We start from the raw sequence: 21,208 nt of genomic DNA on the forward strand, positions 1-21,208 counted from the left end.
GCACGAGCTACGCAGTGGCGCACGCAGGACGCTGGGGGTTCGGCACGTCCAAGGCCAGGGTGTAGCAGAATAAATATGACAATCACATCCTGGGCGGCGAACAGTCATACGAAGAAACGATTGCCGACGCCAGTCTGGATATGCCTTTCACACTGGGCCTGGCGCAAATGCTGACCATAGGCGGACAGTGGAAACACGAAAAGCTGGTTAACACCGACACCATCGGTACTGGCGGTATTCCTGTGGATGCAACAGGCCATCCGATGGACACCGACCCCAAGGTGTCGGGCAATACCAGCGCCTTGTTCGTGGAGGATCAGCTGACACTCCAGAAGAATCTGCTATTGACGCTGGGTTTGCGCGCAGATCATCACAAGGACTACGGCACGCATTACAGCCCGCGTGGCTACTTGGTCTGGCATCCGGCGGAAAACTGGACACTGCGCGGGGGGATCTCCCGTGGCTTCCGGGCGCCGAGTTTCAAGGAAAATTCCAGCAAAGCGGTGACTTACTCACGGGGACGCGGCTGCAACAGTCTCAAGCCTCTGGGCTATACCAGCGGCGGTTGCTATATGGCAGGTAATCCAGACCTGAAGCCTGAAACCAGCACTAGCTCCGAGATCGGCGTCGAATATGACACGCCGGTGCTGGGTGCGGGGCTGACGTACTTCCATACCAACTTCCGTAACAAAATTCAGTACGAAGCGCTGGGCGAATACTACGGCTACTGGTGGACGCGCCAGGCCAATATCGAGCGCGCGCGCACGCAAGGTCTGGAAGGCTCCCTGCGTATTGCGCTGACTCGCGATCTGGAATGGACCACCACGGGCACCTATATGTTCGAGGCCAAGAACCGCACCACGGACGAAACCCTGATTGATACGCCCAAGCTGTCGCTGTATTCCGCTTTGCAGTGGTTCGCCACCGACCGCCTGAATCTGCAATTGTCGGCCAATCATACCGGCAAGCAATTGGGCACCAAGACGAGCTATGTCAAGGCTTATACGACCGCTGATTTTTCGGCCAATTTCAACGTGGCCGATAACGTGACTTTGCGGGCAGGCCTGACCAATCTGTTCAACAAACGGATAGACAGCACCGACGGATACTCGTTCTACATTCCTCGCCGTGAAGTCTATGTCGGTATGACTGCGCGCTTCTAAGGCTTGATGAAGCCCAGGCACGGGTGGCGGCATTGCGCCGCCCGCGCTTTCCTGAAATTTCCTTTTCTTCAAGGTATGTCATGACCACTGGTTCCCGTTTTTCCTCTCCCCGCCGGCAGTTGTCCAAGCTTGCCATGGCGTGCCTGTGCGCCCTGCCCGGCCTGCTTAGCGCGGCGGTCTTTGATCAGGCCGATACCGATACCTCGGGGCGCATCTGGATTAAAGATGTCGTGTTGCCCGGCGGCAAGGCGGTGCTGGAAGGACAGGCATTTGTCCCCGGCCAGAAGGTGACACTGCTGCGGGGGCAGTCCGTCCTGAACCCCCAGGCGCCATACCAGGTGGATGAGAAGGGAGAGTTCCAAGCCAGTCTCGATATTCCAGCCAACGCCGCGCCGGGCATTCACACACTGATTGTGCAGACCAGTGAGCCGGCAGCGACCGCTTTGCATTCGCTGAAGATTTCGCCGGTTGTCCCGGTCGCAGGCGCAGAACGGTTTCAGGTCGCTAGCCAAAAACTGGTGCCAGGCCTCTATCAGGTAGTGTTCAGCCCGCGCAACAACGCTTTGTATGTCACATCCGCTGTGGGCCGGCCCCCCGTCAAGGCATCTCGCTTGCTGAAGCTCAACCCGGAAACGCTGGCCATCGAAGCGCAGGCGGATGCCTTGCCGGTCAGTGGCCGGGAAGACGGCCATGTGCATGCGGTATATGGCGTGGGTATCGATGAAGCTAATGGCAATATCTGGACCACTAACACCCGCGATGACAGCGTAGCGGTGTACCGCGCCAGTGACCTGAAACTGGTCAAACAATTTGAAAACGGCGTATTGCCCCATGGCCGGGATGTCGTGGCGGATGCCGCGCAAGGAAAAATCTTTGCATCGGGTTCGGGGCAAATTGCGGTATTCGATGCCAAGACTTTGGCGCCGCTATCTGTGATTGAGCCGCGCAGCGCGTTGCGCGGCGAGAGTTTCTCCCCTGCCAGCCTGGCGCTGGATGCCGCCAAGGGCAAACTCTATACCGTGAGTATGAGCACGCCTGAAGCCGCCGTGATTGATACGGCGAGCGGCGCCGTGGAGCGCATCATTGCCCTGCCCGGCGCGCGCTCCGCCATCGGCGTGGCTGTGGATCCCGAAGGGCAGCGTCTGTATGTGACGGCTCAAGGCAGCGATAACCTGCTGATCGTGGATTTACGCGACGGCAAGGTGCTGCACGATGTCAAAACGGGCGCAGGCCCCCTGAACGTTACTTTCGATGCCGTGAACGGGCTGGCCTATGTCGCCAATCGTGGCGCGGGGACGATTACCGTGGTCGATGGCAATGGCCGGATTGTGGCCAACCTGGATGGCGGCAGCTATCCCAACCACCTGGGAACGGATGGCAAGGGGCATGTGTTCGTCGTGAACAAGTCCAAAGGCAGTGATGACCCCCAAGGCGATCACATCCGCCGCCTGACGCCCTTGCAAGGCGCTGCGCCTGCTGCACGCCAGTAAAGCGCAGGCCCGGCCAGCCCTTGGCTGACCGGGCCGCAGAGAGCACAACGGCTGCTACCCGCGCAGTCCCAGCGGCCAGGCTATCAAGCCTGGCCGGAACCAGTATTGTGGCGCTGCTCCAGCGCATCGATATAGGCAATGAACATATCGGCCATGGCTTCGGCGCAGCGCGTGATTTCGTCTTGCGTCCTAGGGGACTCCGAAAAACGCTTGCCGGCCGACGTTAAAGTCAAACGTATCATTTCTGCCGCGGTGGTCTGAGCATCGGCGGGCACAGAGGCGGGCAGCGCGCCTGCAATATATTGCCGGATGGTTTCCCTGCCAGCACGGCGGAACACTCTGGTTTCCTGGGTATCACGATACAGCGGCGCCGCATCGCTGAGAGCGACCCGCATGGCAGCCTCTTCGCATTCAGAGTGAATAAAAACCTGTACCAGCTCACGGATACGGTCATGCGCAGGCTTGGAGAGATCCTCGACAATGCGGCGCATCATGCTGCTGGTCCGCTGCCATTCATTGACTTGCAGGCGAAACAGGATGGCGGCCTTGTTGGGGAAATACTGGTACAGAGACCCAACGCTGACCCCTGCCCGTTCTGCCACTCTGGCTGTTGTGAAACGGGCTGCCCCCTCTTCCGCCAACACCTGGGCCGCCGCTTCCAGAATCGCGGCCACCAGGCCTTCCGAACGTGCTTGTTGGGGGTTCTTACGGGGATTCAAGGGCAAGCTGGACGCCATGGTGCACTCCGGTCGGGCGAGACGCCGGATCCAAAATAGATGCCAGCATTCTATCGGCTGGACCGGTACGCGCCTAGCGGATGTGATGGAGGCGTTTTCGCCCGGCCTCGCAGGGCTTGCCCGCCCGGTTGGCTGCCAAACAGACGCATTTCGAGGTCTTACCCGTAAATATTTCCAGCACAAGACCTGAACGGATATGTGAATAGGCTGGCAGATTCTGCCTGCGCGGAGAAATTTTTTTCCAGCAGATCCTGAGGTTTACCAGCATGAAGTCTGCCGATAGCGGCTAGCCCGGCCTGATTTGCCTGACGATGAAAATGCGAATCTCCATGCGAATAGAAAATTCCCGGGCTAGATCGTATTCTGAATACGACGAATTCGTCGCATTTTTTGTCTGACCCCATGCGCCCGAACCGAGCCATGGTCTATTTTCTTACTCAGGTTCTCTTTCATGCATAAACATACGACTGGCGGCACACTGCCGCCAGATACTGTCGGTCATCAGCCACGCAGCGTCTTTATCGTGCTTCTGCCGATCACCATTGCAGTATTTATCAGTTTTTTCAATATGGGGATGCAGCTGGCCGTCTTGCCGCTGCACCTGCACGACCGCCTGGGCATGGGCCCGCTGGTTGTGGGTATTGTTGTCGGTGCCCAGTTCGTCGGCGCCCTACTCTCACGTCCCTGGGCAGGCAACCATGCCGATACACGCGGCCCATCCCGCGCCGTGGTCTTGGGGTTCATGGCCGCCTCGGCATCCGGCGTTGCCTACCTGATGTCCATGCTGTGCGTGGATCAGCCGGTAGCATCGACGCTGCTGGTGCTAGCCGGCCGGGTCATTTTAGCCGTTGGGGAAAGCCTGATTGTCACAGGCGCGCTGGGCTGGGGGATCGCCCTGGTAGGCCCCAGCAGCGCAGGCAAGGTCATGGCCTGGACCGGCATGGCCATCTTCGGCGCTTATGCGCTGGGGGCGCCCGCTGGCGGCTGGGTATATGAACGCTACGGCTTTACGGGTATCGGTGTTGCCACGATTTTGTTGCCGCTTCTGGCATTGGCTTGCGTCGCCCGCATGACGCCGGCCGCGCCGTCTGCCACACGCCGGGCATCGTTCTACAAGGTACTGGGGTCGGTCTGGCTGCCTGGCCTGGGGCTGGCCCTGTGCAGCATCGGTTTTGGCGTGCTGACGGCGTTTATTGCTTTGCTGTTCGCCGCCAAGGGCTGGGAGAATCCGTCACTGGCCTTTACCGCTTTTGGCGTCGCCTTTATCGTCGCGCGTATTTTCTTCGGGCACCTGCCTGACCGTATCGGCGGCGCACGGGTGGCGCTGGTATGTGTCGTCATCGAAATGGTGGGCCAGATCCTGATCTGGACGGCTGATTCTGCCTTGACGGCCTATGTTGGCGCCGCACTGAGCGGATTTGGTTATTCGCTGGCCTTTCCTGGTTTTGGCGTCGAAGCCGTGCGCCGTGCGCCGCCCCAAAGCCGCAGCCTGGCCATGGGGGCCTATGTGGCCTGCGTGGATATCTCCATGGGCATCACCAGCCCCCTGGCAGGCCTGGTCGCTAGGAACTGGGGCATTTCATCGGTTTACCTCGCGTCTTCCATTCTGGTTGGCGCATCGGTCGTCGTGGCATTCATGCTGCTGGGCCACCGGCCCAACAAGGCCTGAGTTCAGTACATGATTCGGGCACCCGACACAGCGATCCAGGCCCGGCACCTGGCCTGGCCGCCCTTGCAATTGATTTGAACGGCTGCCAGGCAGGCGGCATACCGGCTAACCCTTCCCGCCAGGCGGCTGTCTGCCCCTGGCACGGATTGTCTTAACAAAAGCTCAAAAAAAAAGCGCCTCTGACTTGAGAGTCAGAGGCGCTTTTTGCTTGCCTGGCCGCTATATGCAGCAAACATAACTGGCCACCATAACCGGCAGCCATAACTGGCACTAAAACAGCGCCCGCTACAAGCGGCCCGGAGAGCCGGCAATCACTGCCGCCCGGCTGCCGCTATCAGCAGCACCGGGCGAGGCATGGCTTAACGGCCGGATACAGCCAGTTTCTGCCAGGTATCGACGACGGTGTCCGGGTTCAAGGAAATCGACAGAATACCTTCATCCTTCAACCATTGAGCGAAGTCCAGATGGTCGCTGGGGCCTTGGCCGCAGATACCCACATACTTGCCAGCCTTCAGGCAAGCCTGGATAGCACGGCTCAGCATGAACTTGATGGCTTCGTCGCGCTCGTCGAAATCGGCGGCCAGCAGCTCCATACCCGAATCGCGGTCCAGGCCCAGGGTCAGCTGGGTCATGTCGTTAGAACCGATCGAGAAGCCGTCGAAGTGCTCCAGGAACTGTTCTGCCAGGATGGCGTTGGACGGCACTTCGCACATCATCACGACGCGCAGGCCGTTCTGGCCGCGCACCAGACCGTTATCAGCCAGCAGGCCGATGACCTTTTCCGCTTGCTTCACGGTACGCACGAAAGGCACCATGATTTCCACGTTGGTCAGGCCCATCTCTTCGCGCACTTTCTTCAGCGCTTCGCATTCCATGCGGAAGCACTCGGCGAAGTCTTCGGCGATATAGCGCGAAGCGCCGCGGAAGCCCAGCATGGGGTTTTCTTCCTCAGGCTCATAGCGCGAACCGCCAACCAGCTTGCGGTACTCGTTCGACTTGAAGTCGGACATGCGCAGGATGACAGGCTTGGGATAGAAAGCGGCGCCAATGGTGGCAATGCCTTCGGCCAGCTTCTCAACAAAGAAGGCGCGCGGGCTGGCGTAGCCACGGGCAGCCGATTCCACGGCTTTCTTCAGCTCGCTGTCCACATTCGGGTAATCCAGCACAGCCTTCGGGTGGATACCGATGTTGTTGTTGATGATGAATTCCAGGCGGGCCAAGCCCACGCCAGCATTCGGAATCTGCGCGAAATCGAAAGCCAGTTGCGGGTTACCGACGTTCATCATGATCTTGACGTCGATTTCCGGCATGGCGCCACGGCGCACTTCCTCGACTTCCGTCTCAATCAGACCGTCATAGATACGGCCTTCGTCGCCTTCGGCGCACGAAACCGTCACTTGCTGGCCTTCTTTCAGGATGTCAGTGGCTTCACCGCAACCCACGACTGCCGGAATACCCAGTTCACGGGCAATGATGGCGGCGTGGCAAGTGCGGCCGCCGCGATTGGTCACGATGGCCGAGGCGCGCTTCATCACCGGCTCCCAGTTGGGGTCGGTCATGTCGGTCACCAGCACGTCGCCAGGCTGAACCTTGTCCATTTCAGCGATGTCGGACACGATACGCACAGGGCCCGCGCCAATCTTCTGGCCAATCGCGCGGCCAGTCACCAGCACATCGCCGGTGGCTTTCAGACGGAAGCGCTGTTGCACATCGTTTTCGCCTTGTTGCGACTTCACGGTTTCCGGGCGTGCCTGGAGGATGTAGAGCTTGCCATCGACACCATCACGGCCCCATTCGATATCCATCGGGCGGGCGTAATGCTTTTCAATGATGACGGCATAACGGGCCAGCTCGATGACCTCTTCGTCGGTCAGCGAGTAGCGGTTACGCTCGGACACGGGCACATCCACCGTGCGGACGGCATGGCCGTCGGTACGCTCGGGGTTGAATTCCATCTTGATCAGCTTGGAACCGATGCGGCGGCTGATGATGGGGTATTTGTTCGCAGCCAGCGCGGGCTTGAACACATAGAACTCGTCAGGATTGACGGCGCCCTGCACCACGGTTTCACCCAGGCCGTAGGAAGTGGTGATGAACACGACGTCCTGGAAGCCCGATTCCGTGTCGATGGTGAACATCACACCGGCGCTGCCCTTGTCGGAACGCACCATGCGCTGCACGCCAGCCGACAGAGCAACATCAGCGTGGGCATAGCCCTTGTGCACACGATAGGAAATGGCGCGGTCGTTATACAGCGAAGCGAAAACGTGATGGATTTTTTCCAGCACATCGTCGATGCCGACTACGTTCAGATAGGTTTCCTGCTGACCGGCGAACGAAGCGTCGGGCAGGTCTTCAGCAGTAGCGGAAGAGCGCACGGCGAACGAACCCTTGCCGTCTGCATCCAGCTCGGCAAAGGAAGTGCGGATGGCTTTTTCCAGCGCTTCAGGCAGCGGGGTGTCGATGATCCATTGACGAATCTGCGCACCGGCGTCAGCCAGTTCGCGCACGTCTTCCGGATTCAGCGTCGAGAGGCGCTCGGCAATACGATCACCCAGGCCCGAAAGCTTGAGAAAATCGCGGAAGGCATCAGCAGTTGTAGCGAAGCCGCCGGGCACGCGCACACCTGCGCTGGCCAGCTGGCTGATCATTTCACCTAACGATGCGTTTTTTCCTCCTACCGAGTCGACATCCGTCATGCGGAGCTGCTCGAACGAAACGACATAAGACATGAAGTCACCTTTACAATGGATAGAAAGCGAGTTGGGTCAGCGTACCTGCTTGCGGCTTTACCGCAGATGCCCTGACCCAACCAGCCTGACAGGCCTGATCGTGTGACTTCTGAAGGCTCGGAATTGTACCGCCCCTGCCGCCATTTTGGTGCTTAAAACGAAAAAATATGACTAATCAACCACTTGAACGTACTGTCTTTATCGTCTCCGACGGCACCGGTATTACTGCCGAAACTTTCAGCCATTCCGTTTTGTCCCAGTTCGAAACGGTAAAGTTCAATAGTACGCGTATCCCGTTCATCACCACACTGGAAAAGGCCGACCAGGCCATCGCCAGGATCGAGCAATCGGTCAATGAAAACAAGGGCTTGCAACCTATTATTTTCAGTACGCTGGTGGATCCCGCGATCAAGGCCCGCGTTAGCAGCACGCCTTGCGTGTTCCTGGATCTGTTTGGCGCCTTCGTCGCGCCAGTGGAACAGGCGCTGGGGGTGAAATCCAGTCACTCCATCGGCCGCTCCCACATGGGCGCGACATCTGAACAGTATCTGCGCCGCATCAACGCGATCAACTTCAGCCTGGCGCATGATGACGGCCAGTTCGTGCACGGCCTGGAACAGGCCGATGTCATTCTGGTTGGCGTCTCGCGCTGCGGAAAAACCCCGACCAGCCTCTACCTGGCCATGCAGTACGCCATCAAGGCCGCCAACTTCCCCCTGATTCCCGAAGACTTCGACCGTGGCCAGCTGCCTGCTACCTTGCAGCCTTACCGCAAAAAGCTGTTCGGCCTGACCATCCAGCCCGAGCGCCTGTCGGAAGTCCGCAATGAGCGCCGGCCGGGCAGCCAGTATGCATCGCTGGAACAATGCCGCGATGAAGTCGCCGCCGCCGAGCGCATGATGCGCCGCGAAGGGATTGCCTGGCTTTCCACCACCACCAAGTCGATCGAAGAAATCTCGACGACCATCATGGAAGAAGTCGGGCTCAGCACCCGCTCTTACTAAGCATGAAAAACCGGCCTGCGAGCCGGTTTTTTTCTGCCTGTGCGGCCTCAGCCGATTCAATGTCCCGCTGCGGCGGCAACGGGGACTGCTTTATTCGCACGCCTCAGCCGGACCCGCGACTGCCGGATTCCCGGCAAGAAACTGCCGGCCATTCCATTCCAGGGAGTTGCGCAGGCACTCGTCCCCGTCCACCCAGCTCATGGCAATCGTACGGCTGTTAACGTGGTAATCCAGGTGCAATGAATAATAGTCTTCGCCGCCATAGGGGAAACTGAATACCTGGCCGGTCGCGACATCCCCTAGGAAGGCAAAGCGGCAGCTGGTTCCGCAGCCAATTTCCACGATGGCATAGTGGCCCGCAAAGTTAGGGCCAGCGCGCATCGCATTGGTGATGCGGGTACGGTAATCCGCATAGGCGCGGTCCCGCCCGGCAAAATCCGGCAGCCGGATGGCGCCTTGATACACGCTCTCCTGAGGCAAGGCATCCGCTGCAGCAGCGGTTGCGCCCAGGCTCACTGCCGCCATGAACAGGCATGCTGCGATTGAATTTTTCAAGATAACGTCTCCCATGCTTTGCTGCGGTTGGAATACGGCTGAATGTGCCGGTCTTCCCTGAGCCGGTCGTCCCTGAACCGGTCGTCCCCGAGCAGGTCGTCCATGTGTAGGGCATCCGTGTAGGCCCTCCCTGTAGGCCGTCCATGTGTTGGCCCCATCCCTGAACCACTTCTGCCGGCCTGCGCTGGCGCCCTGCTGCCCCACAAACCGCAAGCTATCGTGGCCACGGCCCCGGGCCGTCTCAGGCCAGCCGGTGCTGGCGCCGTTGTTCAAACAGGCAGATAGCGGCAGCGGCAGCGACATTTAGAGACTCCACGGCTGGCGCATGCGCGATGCGCACACGCTTATCCGCCAGTTGCAGCAAATCCTCGCTGACTCCCCTGCCCTCATGGCCGAACAACCAGACACATGCCTGCGGCAATGCGGTCTCGAACAAATCCTCGGAGCCATCCAATGCCGTCGCCAGCAAGGGAATGCGCAAGGCTGGCCGCAAAGCGGCCAGTTCGGCCTTTTCGATAATCTGCAAGGAAAAATGGGCGCCCTGGGCGCTGCGCAATACCTTGGGGGACCAGGCATGCGCGCAGCCTTCGGACAGCACAGCCTGCTGCAGGCCTGCGGCGGCAGCCAAACGCAATAAGGTGCCCACGTTGCCCGGGTCTTGCACCCGGTCCAGCCAGAGCGCCGGCGCATCGCCACGGTGATGGGGCGCTGCGGGCGGCTCGACCACAAACATCACGCCCTGGCCATGCTCGGCATCTTCCAGCGCATCCATCATACCGGGCGCCAGCGCAATCCGCGCGGCTGGCGCAAGGCCGCGCACAGCCTCGGCCAGTGACGCCAGCTCCGGGCGCTGCAGGCGGCCTTCATCGAATACGGCAATGACTGGTAAACCGTAAGCATCCAGCCAGGCCTGGCAAAGGTGCGGGCCTTCGATCAGCAATTGCCCGCTCTTGCGGTTGCCGCCAGCCAGAGCGCGCAATTGGCGGTACAGCGGATTGTCCCGCGATGCGATGTGCTTCATGTTGTGCAATTTTTATTCCGATGCTGCGCCATGCAAGGCCCTGCCGGGCCGGGCTCAGGATTCGAGGCTCTTGCGCACCGGGGCAAAGCTCCGGCGGTGCTCCGGGCATGGGCCATGGGTTTTCAAGGCATCCAGATGCTGCGCCGTGCCATAGCCTTTGTGCTGGTCGAAACCATACTGGGGGTAGCGTTCATGCAAAACCAGCAATTCGGCATCCCGGGCCGTCTTGGCCAGAATGGAGGCCGCCGAAATGGCGGGCTCGGTCGCATCGCCTTTGACGATGGCCCTGGCCTGGCACGGCAGCCCTGGCGGCACGCGATTGCCATCTATCAGCGCCAGCGCAGGAGCCAGGCGCAGCCCTTCCACTGCCCGGCGCATGGCCAGCATGGTTGCGTGCAGGATATTCAGGGTGTCGATTTCTGCGACGCTGGCGCAGGCAATATGCCAGGCCAGGGCTTGCTCGCGGATTTGCAGCGCAAGCTTGTCACGCTGCTTGGCAGACAAGGCTTTGGAGTCAGCCAGACCGGCAATATCATGCCGCTCGGGCAAGATGACGGCAGCCGCATAGACCGCGCCAGCCAGCGGCCCCCTGCCCGCTTCGTCCACACCGGCGACTTCCGTCACCGATGGCGTGGCCAGCGCAAAAAAATCAGCCTGCTCCATGCTCGGCAGTCTCCAGTATGGCATCGGCTGCCAGCCGGGCCGTATCCTGCCACAGGACGGCGTGCATTTCGGCAAACCGTTCCTCAATACTGGCGGTACCAGGCATGTCGTCCCATTGGGCCCGCACGGCCTGCGCCAGTTTGTCGGGCGTCGCATCGTCTTGCAGCAATTCCGGCACAGCAAAATCCCGCAGCAAGACATTGGGAAGACCGACCCAGGGCACATAGGGCCGCTGCTGCCCCGATTTCCAGGACATCAGGCGCCGCATCCAGGGCGACAGCACATAGGAAATCACCATGGGCCGCTTGAACAAGGCGGTTTCCAGCGTGGCGGTACCGCTAGTGACCAGCGCGGTATCGCACGCTTCCATGACATGCCAGGCAACCGGCCAATTATCCCGTTCCTGGCCGCCTGATGCGATATCTTCCTGCGTCACGCAACGCAGCCCGGGTACCGGGTACTGCCGCAACACCGCTTCAAACTGCGCCTTGCGTTCGGCATTGACCATAGGCACCAGGCAGACCAGGCCCGGCTCATCTTGGCACAGACGTTGCGCCGCCTGCAAAAAGCGGGGTGCCATCAATTCAATCTCGGAGCGCCGGCTGCCCGGCAGGATGGCCAGCACCCTTTCCTGGCTGGAAAGGCCCAGGCGCGAACGCGCTGCCGCGCGATCCGGCTGCATGGGGATATTGCCGGCCAAGGGATGGCCGACATAGGTCACAGGCACGCCTTCCTTGCGGTACAGCTCTTCCTCGAAAGGAAACAAAACCAGCATGTGCGAGACGGCTTCACGAATTTTGTGAATACGCTCGTAGCGCCAGGCCCAGATGGATGGCCCGACGAAATGAACCGTGGGAATGCCGGACTGGCGCAAGGCCAGCTCCAGCTTCAGGTTGAAATCCGGCGCATCAATACCAACGAAGACGCCTGGCGGTTGCGCCAGCCAGCGCCGTTTGACATCGTTATAAGTGCGCAACAGGGATGGCAGGCGTTTGAGCGCATCGACATAGCCAAAAACAGTCAGTGCATTCATGGGGTGCCAGATTTCCTGCCCCTGGGCTTGCAGGCGCGGGCCGCCTATGCCCTGGCAGCGGAGAGTAGGCACCTGTTGCTGCAAGCCTGCCAGCACGCGCGCGGCGATCAAATCGCCCGAGGGTTCGCCGGCCACCATACCGATGACCGGCGCGCCGTCATCCCTGGCCAAGCCGACACCTGACATCATGGACGGATGACTCCGCGTGTGACGCCCTGAAGGAAGTCCTGCATCACGGCAACAGCTGCTGCCGCGCCCGGGCGCTCTACGGCCAGCGCCGCCAGCGCTGCCAGCGCCTGCTCCAGTTGCAGGCCGCGGCGATAGACTAGCTTATAGGCTTCCCGCAGCGCGGAAATGGATTCGGCATCAAAGCCGCGGCGGCGCAAACCTTCGGTATTCACACCGTGCGGTTTGCAAGGATTGCCAGCAGCCAGGACATACGGCGGCGCATCCTGCATCAGCGAACTGTTGCCGCCTATCATGGCGTGCGCGCCGATCTTGCTGAACTGGTGAACACCCGTCAGGCCGCCCAGAATGGCCCAATCACCGATATGTACGTGCCCGCCCAGCTGGACACCATTGGCAAGAATCGTGTTGTTGCCGATGACGCAGTCATGCGCGATGTGCACATAGGCCATGATCCAGTTATCGCTGCCTATGCGCGTCACACCGTTGTCCTGCACCGTGCCGGTGTTGAAGGTCACGTATTCACGCACCATATTGCCATCGCCGATTTCCAGGCGAGTCGGCTCATCGGCATACTTTTTGTCCTGCGGCTCGCCGCCGATGGAACAAAACCGGTAGAAGCGGTTATTACGGCCAATGGTGGTCAATCCATCCACGATGCAGTGCGGGCCGATCGACGTTCCTTCCCCAATACGGACATTGGGGCCGATGATGCTGAATGCTCCGACGCTGACACCGTCAGCAAGTTCCGCGCGGCTATCAACCTGCGCGGTAGGATGGATTTCTACACTCATGTTCAGCTATTCCGTTGACGAATGGCGCACATGAATTCGGCTTCCGCCGCTACCTGGCCATCGACCAGACTGCGCCCCTTGTATTTACAGATGACACGGCTCAGGCGCACGGCTTCGACTTCAATGCGCAGCTGGTCGCCCGGCACCACCGGACGGCGGAAACGCGCATTGTTGATGCCTACGTAGTAGTACACGTTGCCGTTGCTCGCGCCAATCCCGGAATCATCCCCCGAGTCATTGGAGAATGAAAACAGCGCGGCGGCTTGCGCCATGGCTTCGAGAATCAGCACGCCAGGCATGACCGGCAGATCAGGAAAGTGCCCGGTGAAGAACGGCTCGTTGATGCTGACATTCTTGATCGCGACAATGGACTTTGCCGGTGTCATTTCGATCACGCGATCAATCAGCAGCATGGGATAACGATGCGGCAGCCGATCCAGAATTCCCTTGATATCCAATTCCATAAATGCAGTACCTAAGTCATGACGGTGGCCGGCCTGCAGGTCATTCCTGTACTGCAGCCGGCACCAGTTTGGCGGTTAATCTTTTTCTAGAGCGCGGATGCGACGGCGCAGCGAGCCCAACTGCTGAATGACAGCGGCATTGCGCTGCCATTCCCCATGCTCGGCATAGGGATAGACCCCGGTATAACGGCCAGGCTTGCTGATACTTGAGGTAACGGGAGTGCCACCTGAAATATGCACATCGTCGCCCAGCACCAGGTGCCCGGAAATCATGGATGCGCCACCGATGGTGCAACGCGCGCCGATATGCGTCGAACCGGCAATGCCAACGCAGGCGGCAATCGCCGTATGCGGCCCGATCTGAACGTTATGGGCGACCATGATCTGGTTGTCGAGCTTGACGCCATCGGCAATCACGGTGTCGTCCAGCGCGCCGCGGTCGATCGTGGTATTCGCGCCGATCTCGACATCGTTACCGATGCGCACGCCACCGAATTGCGGAATTTTGCTCCAGCCGCCACGCGTGGGATCGGGCGCGAAGCCGAACCCGTCGGCACCCAATACCGCGCCGCTATGCACCACGGCGCGCGCGCCCAGATGCACATCGCTATAGATCACCACACGCGGATGCAGCAAGGCGTCTTCGCCCACAATACTGCGGGCGCCTATGACCGTTCCTGCGCCGATTACACTCCCGCGTTTGATGACGGCACCGCTTTCCACCACGCAGAATGGGCCGAGTTCGACCTCGTCCTCAATGACGGCGTCTGCCGCGACAACGGCGCTGGCGTGAATACTGGGTTTGCGGCCAGCACGGCGGGCCTGGGCAAACCATTGCGCCACTCGCGCGTACAGCAGGTACGGCTGTTCGCAAATGACGCGTGTGAACGCAACGTTATCTGGCAGGCTGGCTGCGGCGGCGGCCGGCAGAATGACTGCTCCTGCCCCGCTCTGCGCGAGCTGATCCAGATAACGATGATTGGACAAAAAAGAGAGTTCGTTGGCGCCAGCATGGGCCAGCGGCGCCAAACCGGCAATGCGGGGCTCGCCCGCACTGCCGGTTTCAAGGCGCCAGGGCAGGCCGTGCGCGTCAACTTCCGCAAATAATGCGGACAGGGACGGTGCCCTGGCGTCATCCAGCAACAAAGGCATGAGGCAACCTTATTTGCCCATGGCCTGGATCACCTGGTCGGTGATATCGACACGCGGATTGACCGTGACTGCATTTTGCAGGATCAGGTCATAGTTTTGCTGTTCAGCGATGCGCTGGATGGCAGCATTGGTGTTGTCGATAATGTTGCCGAACTCTTCATTGCGGCGGCGGTTCAGGTCTTCCTGAAACTCGCGCTGCTTGCGCTGCAGATCCACGTCCATATTGGAAATATTGCGCTCGCGCTTGACGCGATCGCTTTCCGACAGGACAGGACCGTCTTTGTCGAGCTTCTGATATTCGCTGCGCAGCGTGTTGGCCAGGCGCTGAATTTCATCGTCGCGAGACTTGAATTCGGACTCCAGCTTGATCTGGGCTGCCTTGGCGGGCGAAGAGTCGCGCAGGATGCGATCCAGATTGACAAAGCCGACCTTGGAGCCCTGAGCCTGTACCGGAGCGGCCATCACACTGGCAACCAGGCACGCCGACAGACCGAGGGAAACACGCCGAGCTACGCTCGCATACTTGCTGCGAGCCGAGGCAAACGGTTTGATCGCGGAAACAGACGTCATAGAAATCCCTGAATGAAAGGAAATTTTAGCAAAGGGTTATTGTGACACCAGCATCATAGACCGGGAAATCAGAAAGCGGTTCCGATCTGGAACTGGAAGCTTTGCTTTTCGTCACCCGGCTTGTCGCGGAGTGCCCGGCCGTAGGAAATCTGCAAGGGTCCCATCGGCGAATTCCACGACAGGCCGATACCGGCAGAATACCGCAGATCGCCGAAGTCAATGTTCTGGTTATCGCTGTAGATTTGACCCGCGTCAGCAAACAGGAACCAGCGCAGGCTGCGGTCACGCTGAGCGCCAGGGAACGGCAGATACAGCTGAACGTTGCCGACGACACGCTTGGAGCCGCCCAGATAGTTGCCGGTGCGGGAGTCCTTCGGGCCGAGCGAGGAACCTTCATAGCCGCGCACGGTACCCAGACCGCCGGCATAGATGTTCTTGATGAGCGGATAGCCCTTGCCGCCATAGCCCTTACCGTAATCGACCATCCCGTTGAAAGCAAGTGTGAAGCTGCGGCTCAAGGGCAGGAAGTATTGGTGCTGGGCGCTCAGCATGTAGTACTTCAGATCCAGCGTCGAAAAATCGGCCTTCAGGCGCGTGTAGCTGCCCGAGTTGGGCGCCAGCGCGCTATCGCGGCTGTCTTTGGCCCAGCCGATCGAGAAGATCATGGCATTGGTCTTGGAGCCGTAATCCTGCACAAACTCTTCGTAGGCCAGCGGCGAATTATTGTAAAGCGACAGCTCGTTGCGCTCGAAATTGACGCCCAGGAAAATGCGGTCAAGTTCCGAGATGGGCACGCCGAAATTCAGGCCCAGGCCCATGGCGCGCACGCGGTAGTCACCGTCGTTGTTGTAGAACGGCTTGATCGAGCGGTAGTACAGCGACGTTGAACGGCTCACGCCGTCGCGCGTCCAGTAAGGATCAGTATGCGACAGCACGGCGGCCCGATTGGAACGGCTCGTATTGACGTTGAATGTCAGGTTGGTGCCGCTGCCGAACACGTTGTCTTCACTGATCCCGGCGGACAGAATCGCCTTTTCGGTGGAGCCATAGCCCACGCCGAGGTTGATCATGCCGGTGGGCTTTTCTTTCACGTCAACAGAGACATCGACCTGGTCTATCGTGCCCGGCACCGGATGGGTGTTGACGTTGACTTCATTGAAGTAGCCCAGACGGTCAACCCGGTCACGCGACATGCGGATATTACCCGCATCGTACCAGGCGGCTTCCTGCTGGCGCAGTTCACGGCGGATCACCGCATCACGCGTGCGTGTATTGCCACCGATCTCGATGCGGCGCACATACACGCGCCGGCTGGGATCCACGTAAAACGTCAGTTCCGTCTCGCCGGTTTCGCGGTTCAGGATAGGGTTGGGGTTGACGTTGGCAAACGCATAGCCCAGGTCGCCCAGATAATCGCTGATGGCCTTGGCCGTGGCATTGGTTTCGCTGGCAGAGAACGTATCGCCGGGCTTGACCGTCACCAGCTTCTGCAACTGGTCTTCCAGACCCAGCAATTCGCCCGCGAGCTTCACATTGGAAACCTTGTAAGGCTTGCCTTCATGCACCGTCACGGTGATGAAAATATCCTTGCGGTCCGGGGAAATTGTGACCTGCGGCGGCTCGACGGAAAACTCAAGATAGCCACGATCCATGTAGTAGGAACGCAGCGCTTCAACATCGCCTTCGAGCTTTTCGCGGGAATATTTGTCAGTGCCGGTGTACCAGGTCATCCAGCCCGGCGTGGTGAGCTGCATTTCATCGAGCAGCTTGCCGCTGGAGAATGCCTCGTTGCCGACGATATGGATGTCCTTGATGCGGGCGACCTGCCCTTCGAACACTTCAAAGTTCACCCCGACGCGGTTGCGCGGCAGCGGCGTGATGGTCGCGCTGATTTCGACGCCGTATTTGCCCTTGGCCAGGTACTGCTGCTTGAGTTCGAACTCTGCCTGTTCCAGCATGGAACGGTCGAAAATCCGACCCTCACCGAAGCCGACTTCGCGCAGCGACTTCTTGATGGCATCCGCATCAAACTCACGCATGCCATTGAAGTTGATGGCCGCAATGGTCGGGCGCTCCTGCACGACCACAACAACGACGTTGTTATCGGTTTCGATGCGCACGTCATTGAAATAACCCGTGGCATAGAGCCTGCGGATGGCGGCCGATGCATCGCTTTCGGAGAAGGTTTCCCCGACTTTCACCGGCAGATAACCAAATACCGTCCCCGCATCGGTACGCTGCAAACCATCCACACGGATGTCGCGCACCACAAAGGGGTCAAATGCGCTCGCTGCGGACGGCCAGATCAAGGCGGCCAGCAAGCCGGGCAGAACAAGGCGCTTGAGCTTGAGGCCGCCGCGCTGAAAACTCCGAGAAACAGACATCCTGGACGATCCTTGATCGGACAAATGGCGAATGATTTTAAATGACACGCAATTAGCTGAAAAGACGGGCGGCAATTCGCCCGATATCGTTAAACAGAGCCAGCCCCATCAATGCGGCCAGTAATATCATGCCAAAACGCTGGCCGACTTCCAGCCAGTTATCCGGCAACGGGCGGCCACGAACGATTTCTGCGAGATAGTACAGCAGATGGCCGCCGTCCAGTGTGGGGATGGGAAGAAGATTCAACACGCCCAGGCTGACGCTGAGCAGCGCCAGAAAGCCGATATAGGCATCCAACCCCACGCGCGCGCTTTGTCCGGCATAGTCAGCAATGGCAACCGGGCCATTGATATTGCGCCAGGAAACTGCGCCGGTCAGCATGCGGCCCATCATGCGCAAGGTAAACAAAGAAGTTTCCCAAGTGCGGACAACCCCATGAGAAATGGCATCCAGCGGCCCGTAGCGGCGATCCACCATCGGTAAATCCGCCGCCAGTTGCGCCCCGATACGGCCTACCACCCGCCCATCTTCCAGGCGGGCCTCTTCCGGCACCAGCGTAATGTCCTGCTGCCCGCCTTCGCGCTGCACGCGAAGGGTCAAGGGCTTGCCGCCATGGGCCTGAATTTCAGCCAGCAGGCGCGTCACATCCGGTTCATCCTGTCCGGCGGCTCGCAGCACTTTGTCGCCCGTCAGCAAACCTGCCGCTTCGCCCGCGCCGCCGCCAATGACGCTGCGAATATAAGGATTGGCAGCCTGCAGCGCCAGCCCGGCACCGAGGAGCGGGTCCGTATCCTTTTCCAGGCGGTCGCCCTGCAGCATCAGCATGCGCTGACGCTGCTGTCCGTGGCGATCCAGCACATCCAGCTGCAAGGTGCCGCCAGCCGTCAGTTTGTCCAGCAGCAGCCAGCGCGCATCGCCCCAGGTTTCCACCTTACGGCCATCGATAGCCTCGATGCGGTCGCCGCCCGCCACGCCGGCCTGGGAAGCCGCACTACCTTCCTGCGGCTCGGCCAGCACCGGCAAGGGCTCGCGGCTGCCCATCATGCCAAGGATTGCATACAACACCGCCGCGAGCAGCAAATTGCATAGCGGTCCGGCCAGCACCACGGCAATACGCCGATACACATTCAGATGATTAAAGGGGACACCCTTGCCCGCGCCGATGGTCATTTCACCGCCAGGGCCGTCATCCGCCATTTTGACGTAGCCGCCCAGCGGAATCATGGAGACCGCCCACTCTGTTCCCCGCGCATCGCGCTTATGCCAGAGCACCCGGCCGAAACCGACGGAAAAACGCAGGATGCGCACATTGAACCAGCGCGCAACGCTATAGTGGCCCAGCTCGTGGATAGTGACCAGGATACCCAGCGCGACCAAAAAAGTGATTAAGGTATAAAACACATAAATTCCATTGCATGCCAGCGCGAACTGGCGGAACCGCTGGCCCGGGCCGCAATCACCGCGGCATCAGGCAGCCAGCCCCAGGTTGGCGACATAACGGCGCGCCCGCAGATCATAATCCAGCACTGCATCCAGGCTATCGAGTGCCTGCGCTGCCTGCCCGCCGTGCCATTCAAGGGCAGCCTCGATTACCCGGGAAATCCAGGTATAAGGCAAACGCCCCTCCAGGAACGCGGCCACTGCCACCTCATTGGCGGCATTGAGCGCGATACAGGCGCCCTGCCCGTCGCGCAACGCGGCATACGCCAGCGCCAGGCACGGAAAGCGTTCGTAGTCTGGTGGTTCAAAATCGAGGCGGCCATGGCGCGCCAGATCCAGCGGACCGACGCCATTGGCCAGACGATCGGGAAAACCCAGCGCATGGGCAATGGGAATGCGCATATCAGGCTGGCCCAGTTGCGCCAGCATGGAGCCATCCTCGTATTCCACCAATGAATGGATAATGCTTTGCGGGTGCACCAGCACTTCAATGCGTTCGGGCTGCATGCCGAAAAGCCAATAAGCTTCGATGAGTTCCAGGCCTTTATTGACCATGGTGGCGGAATCGACTGAAATCTTACGGCCCATGCTCCAGTTGGGATGCGCGCATGCTTGCGCTGGCGTCACGGCCTCCAGGTCTTTCCAGTGGCAACGGCGGAATGGCCCGCCAGATGCTGTCAGGATCAGGCGGCGCACACCGGATGAAGCGCAAGCCGCAGCCGCATCGGTTTTCACGGGTAAACACTGGAAAATCGCGTTGTGCTCGCTGTCGATAGGCAGCAGCTGAGCCCCATTGTTATGGGCTTCGCGGATGAACAGGCCGCCAGCAGCCACCAGCGCTTCCTTGTTGGCAAGCAATATCCGCTTGCCGGCAGATGCCGCAGCCAGCGCCGCCGGCAAACCCGCAGCGCCGACAATCGCGGCGACAACCGTATGGCCGCCGGGATCCGCCGCCGTCTCAGCCAGCGCCGCATCACCGATGCGAATTTCCGGCAGAGGCAAATCGGTGCCATAAGCACGCTCGAAACGTTCGCTGGCCGCCTGATCCGGCACCACCACCACATGCGCGCGATGCTGGCGCGCCTGGGCAGCCAGGCGCTCCATACGGGTGCGCGCGCTCAATGCGTAAACTTGAAAACGGCCTGCATGGCGGCCGATGACGTCCAGTGTGCTTTCCCCAACCGAACCGGTGGCGCCTAAAACAATCACGGTCTCCCGTTGCGGCGAAGCTGCGGTAGCAGGCGTTCCATCACAATTCGGAACAGTGTCGGCTTCATTGAAACAAGCGCGGCCTGCATTGGGGAGGATAGTCACAGCATCAGACTCCAAAAATTAGCAGCATCAAAGCGAGCGGAGCAGTCGGCAGAATAGCATCAATACGGTCCAGGACACCGCCATGCCCAGGCAGCAAACCGCTGGAATCCTTCATGCCGGCACGGCGTTTGAGCAATGATTCGAACAGATCGCCCACGATGGAAAGCATGGCGATAAAGGCAATCCAGGGCAAGGCTGCATATGACCAGGAACGGAACATATGGTTCGCGAAACTGCCTTCCCAGCTCATGGAAACGGCTCCCCAGACCACTGCCGCAATCACTCCGGCAATAGCGCCTTCCCAGGATTTGCCCGGACTGACCCTGGGGGCCAGCTTGCGCTTGCCCAGCGCCCGGCCCGCAAAGTAGGCCCCGATATCGGCGCACCAGATAATGGCCAGGAAGCTCAGCAGCAGGCCGCGCCCCATCATGAACATCAGCGCAAGCGAAGACCAGGCCGCCAGCAAGGCCAGGATGCCGAACAGGCTCATGAACGGATTAGCTGCCTGCGCCTGCACATCGCCACGCACGACCTGATAGGTTCCGATCAGTACCCACAGGGCCACTGCCAGCGGAATCAGCGCACGCGTGGCAATGTTATAGGTAATGGCGACCGGCCCGATATTGGAAGCCTGGTTCGACAGCCACAGCCAGGTCACCATCAGCGTCAAAGCGCCGGCGGCCAGCCCGGCGACAATCGCGCCGCCTGCGGCTTTCGACTCGGCAGTGGCGAGGCCGGCGGGCGCCGAACTGGTCAGGCGCAGCCACTCCCACAAGCCCAGGCCTGTCAGGAGCGATAGCAACAGCATGAACGGCCAGGGCGAGCTCAGCGCCAGC

The 21,208-nt window shown here is 60.1% G+C and carries 18 protein-coding genes; 4 read left to right on the plus strand and 14 right to left on the minus strand.

The window, feature by feature from the left end:
* The first annotated feature begins 119 nt into the window (after positions 1 to 119).
* Both ACTJGZ_RS11240 and ACTJGZ_RS11245 read left to right on the plus strand, forming a co-directional pair.
* Complete coding sequence (locus ACTJGZ_RS11240) at positions 120 to 1,163, plus strand: TonB-dependent receptor domain-containing protein (protein WP_441663027.1); 1,044 nt, start codon at positions 120 to 122, stop codon at positions 1,161 to 1,163.
* Between the two features lie 80 nt (positions 1,164 to 1,243).
* Positions 1,244 to 2,653, plus strand: a complete 1,410-nt coding sequence (locus ACTJGZ_RS11245) for a YncE family protein (RefSeq protein ID WP_441663011.1) — start codon at positions 1,244 to 1,246, stop codon at positions 2,651 to 2,653.
* Positions 2,654 to 2,736: 83 nt separating this feature from the next.
* On the opposite strand, the gene ACTJGZ_RS11250 is transcribed toward ACTJGZ_RS11245, so the two are convergent.
* A complete protein-coding gene (locus ACTJGZ_RS11250) occupies positions 2,737 to 3,390 on the minus strand; it encodes a TetR family transcriptional regulator (protein WP_441663012.1) in 654 nt (217 codons plus the stop codon).
* Positions 3,391 to 3,841: 451 nt separating this feature from the next.
* Between ACTJGZ_RS11250 and ACTJGZ_RS11255 the strand changes: the two genes are divergently transcribed.
* A complete protein-coding gene (locus tag ACTJGZ_RS11255; protein WP_441663013.1) occupies positions 3,842 to 5,059 on the plus strand; it encodes an arabinose transporter in 1,218 nt (405 codons plus the stop codon).
* 359 nt (positions 5,060 to 5,418) lie between these two features.
* Here ACTJGZ_RS11255 and ppsA read toward each other — a convergent pair whose 3' ends face one another.
* Entirely contained in the window at positions 5,419 to 7,791 is a 2,373-nt protein-coding gene (gene ppsA, locus ACTJGZ_RS11260; RefSeq protein WP_441663014.1) for a phosphoenolpyruvate synthase, read from the minus strand.
* A gap of 167 nt (positions 7,792 to 7,958) precedes the next feature.
* On the opposite strand from ppsA, the gene ppsR reads away from it, so the two are divergent.
* Positions 7,959 to 8,795, plus strand: a complete 837-nt coding sequence (gene ppsR, locus ACTJGZ_RS11265; protein ID WP_441663015.1) for a posphoenolpyruvate synthetase regulatory kinase/phosphorylase PpsR — start codon at positions 7,959 to 7,961, stop codon at positions 8,793 to 8,795.
* Positions 8,796 to 8,885: 90 nt separating this feature from the next.
* Here ppsR and ACTJGZ_RS11270 read toward each other — a convergent pair whose 3' ends face one another.
* From ACTJGZ_RS11270 to ACTJGZ_RS11325, 12 genes are all read right to left on the minus strand, one after another.
* A complete protein-coding gene (locus tag ACTJGZ_RS11270) occupies positions 8,886 to 9,350 on the minus strand; it encodes a hypothetical protein (protein WP_441663016.1) in 465 nt (154 codons plus the stop codon).
* 241 nt (positions 9,351 to 9,591) lie between these two features.
* On the minus strand, positions 9,592 to 10,371 hold the full coding sequence (locus ACTJGZ_RS11275; protein ID WP_441663017.1) for a TrmH family RNA methyltransferase: 780 nt from the start codon (positions 10,369 to 10,371) through the stop codon (positions 9,592 to 9,594).
* 54 nt (positions 10,372 to 10,425) lie between these two features.
* Positions 10,426 to 11,034: a ribonuclease HII gene (gene rnhB / locus ACTJGZ_RS11280; RefSeq protein ID WP_441663018.1), complete on the minus strand. Its 609-nt coding sequence runs from the start codon at positions 11,032 to 11,034 to the stop codon at positions 10,426 to 10,428.
* Positions 11,021 to 12,253 carry a lipid-A-disaccharide synthase gene (lpxB, locus tag ACTJGZ_RS11285; protein WP_441663028.1) on the minus strand — a complete coding sequence of 411 codons (1,233 nt, stop codon included), beginning with the start codon at positions 12,251 to 12,253 and terminating at the stop codon, positions 11,021 to 11,023. Before lpxB ends, rnhB begins: the two co-directional genes overlap by 14 nt.
* Complete coding sequence (gene lpxA / locus ACTJGZ_RS11290) at positions 12,253 to 13,047, minus strand: acyl-ACP--UDP-N-acetylglucosamine O-acyltransferase (protein WP_441663019.1); 795 nt, start codon at positions 13,045 to 13,047, stop codon at positions 12,253 to 12,255. The genes lpxB and lpxA overlap by 1 nt, the downstream gene beginning before the upstream one ends.
* 2 nt (positions 13,048 to 13,049) lie before the next feature.
* A complete protein-coding gene (fabZ, locus tag ACTJGZ_RS11295; protein WP_441663020.1) occupies positions 13,050 to 13,511 on the minus strand; it encodes a 3-hydroxyacyl-ACP dehydratase FabZ in 462 nt (153 codons plus the stop codon).
* 75 nt (positions 13,512 to 13,586) lie between these two features.
* Positions 13,587 to 14,663: a UDP-3-O-(3-hydroxymyristoyl)glucosamine N-acyltransferase gene (gene lpxD / locus ACTJGZ_RS11300; RefSeq protein ID WP_441663021.1), complete on the minus strand. Its 1,077-nt coding sequence runs from the start codon at positions 14,661 to 14,663 to the stop codon at positions 13,587 to 13,589.
* Between the two features lie 9 nt (positions 14,664 to 14,672).
* Positions 14,673 to 15,233, minus strand: a complete 561-nt coding sequence (locus ACTJGZ_RS11305) for an OmpH family outer membrane protein (RefSeq protein ID WP_441663022.1) — start codon at positions 15,231 to 15,233, stop codon at positions 14,673 to 14,675.
* Between the two features lie 68 nt (positions 15,234 to 15,301).
* Positions 15,302 to 17,617 carry an outer membrane protein assembly factor BamA gene (gene bamA, locus ACTJGZ_RS11310; protein WP_441663023.1) on the minus strand — a complete coding sequence of 772 codons (2,316 nt, stop codon included), beginning with the start codon at positions 17,615 to 17,617 and terminating at the stop codon, positions 15,302 to 15,304.
* Positions 17,618 to 17,669: 52 nt separating this feature from the next.
* The gene (rseP, locus tag ACTJGZ_RS11315; RefSeq protein ID WP_441663024.1) at positions 17,670 to 19,019 is read right to left on the minus strand and encodes an RIP metalloprotease RseP; all 1,350 of its coding nucleotides are present in this window, start codon (positions 19,017 to 19,019) and stop codon (positions 17,670 to 17,672) included.
* A 66-nt stretch (positions 19,020 to 19,085) separates the two neighbouring features.
* Entirely contained in the window at positions 19,086 to 20,267 is a 1,182-nt protein-coding gene (gene dxr, locus ACTJGZ_RS11320; protein ID WP_441663025.1) for a 1-deoxy-D-xylulose-5-phosphate reductoisomerase, read from the minus strand.
* Positions 20,268 to 20,376: 109 nt separating this feature from the next.
* A complete protein-coding gene (locus tag ACTJGZ_RS11325; protein ID WP_441663026.1) occupies positions 20,377 to 21,207 on the minus strand; it encodes a phosphatidate cytidylyltransferase in 831 nt (276 codons plus the stop codon).
* Position 21,208 lies beyond the last annotated feature (1 nt).

Source organism: Kerstersia sp. (genome assembly GCF_052103615.1).
Lineage (GTDB): Bacteria > Pseudomonadota > Gammaproteobacteria > Burkholderiales > Burkholderiaceae_B > Kerstersia.

Bases quoted from the DNA above. Each gene is read 5' to 3' on its own strand.
- ppsR (WP_441663015.1), top strand. From the start codon at position 7,959: ATGACTAATCAACCACTTGAACGTACTGTCTTTATCGTCTCCGACGGC.
- ACTJGZ_RS11305 (WP_441663022.1), bottom strand. From the start codon at position 15,233: ATGACGTCTGTTTCCGCGATCAAACCGTTTGCCTCGGCTCGCAGCAAG.
- lpxB (WP_441663028.1), bottom strand. From the start codon at position 12,253: ATGTCAGGTGTCGGCTTGGCCAGGGATGACGGCGCGCCGGTCATCGGT.
- fabZ (WP_441663020.1), bottom strand. From the start codon at position 13,511: ATGGAATTGGATATCAAGGGAATTCTGGATCGGCTGCCGCATCGTTAT.
- bamA (WP_441663023.1), bottom strand. From the start codon at position 17,617: ATGTCTGTTTCTCGGAGTTTTCAGCGCGGCGGCCTCAAGCTCAAGCGC.
- lpxA (WP_441663019.1), bottom strand. From the start codon at position 13,047: ATGAGTGTAGAAATCCATCCTACCGCGCAGGTTGATAGCCGCGCGGAA.
- ppsA (WP_441663014.1), bottom strand. From the start codon at position 7,791: ATGTCTTATGTCGTTTCGTTCGAGCAGCTCCGCATGACGGATGTCGAC.
- ACTJGZ_RS11245 (WP_441663011.1), top strand. From the start codon at position 1,244: ATGACCACTGGTTCCCGTTTTTCCTCTCCCCGCCGGCAGTTGTCCAAG.
- ACTJGZ_RS11275 (WP_441663017.1), bottom strand. From the start codon at position 10,371: ATGAAGCACATCGCATCGCGGGACAATCCGCTGTACCGCCAATTGCGC.
- ACTJGZ_RS11250 (WP_441663012.1), bottom strand. From the start codon at position 3,390: ATGGCGTCCAGCTTGCCCTTGAATCCCCGTAAGAACCCCCAACAAGCA.
- rnhB (WP_441663018.1), bottom strand. From the start codon at position 11,034: ATGGAGCAGGCTGATTTTTTTGCGCTGGCCACGCCATCGGTGACGGAA.
- lpxD (WP_441663021.1), bottom strand. From the start codon at position 14,663: ATGCCTTTGTTGCTGGATGACGCCAGGGCACCGTCCCTGTCCGCATTA.
- ACTJGZ_RS11255 (WP_441663013.1), top strand. From the start codon at position 3,842: ATGCATAAACATACGACTGGCGGCACACTGCCGCCAGATACTGTCGGT.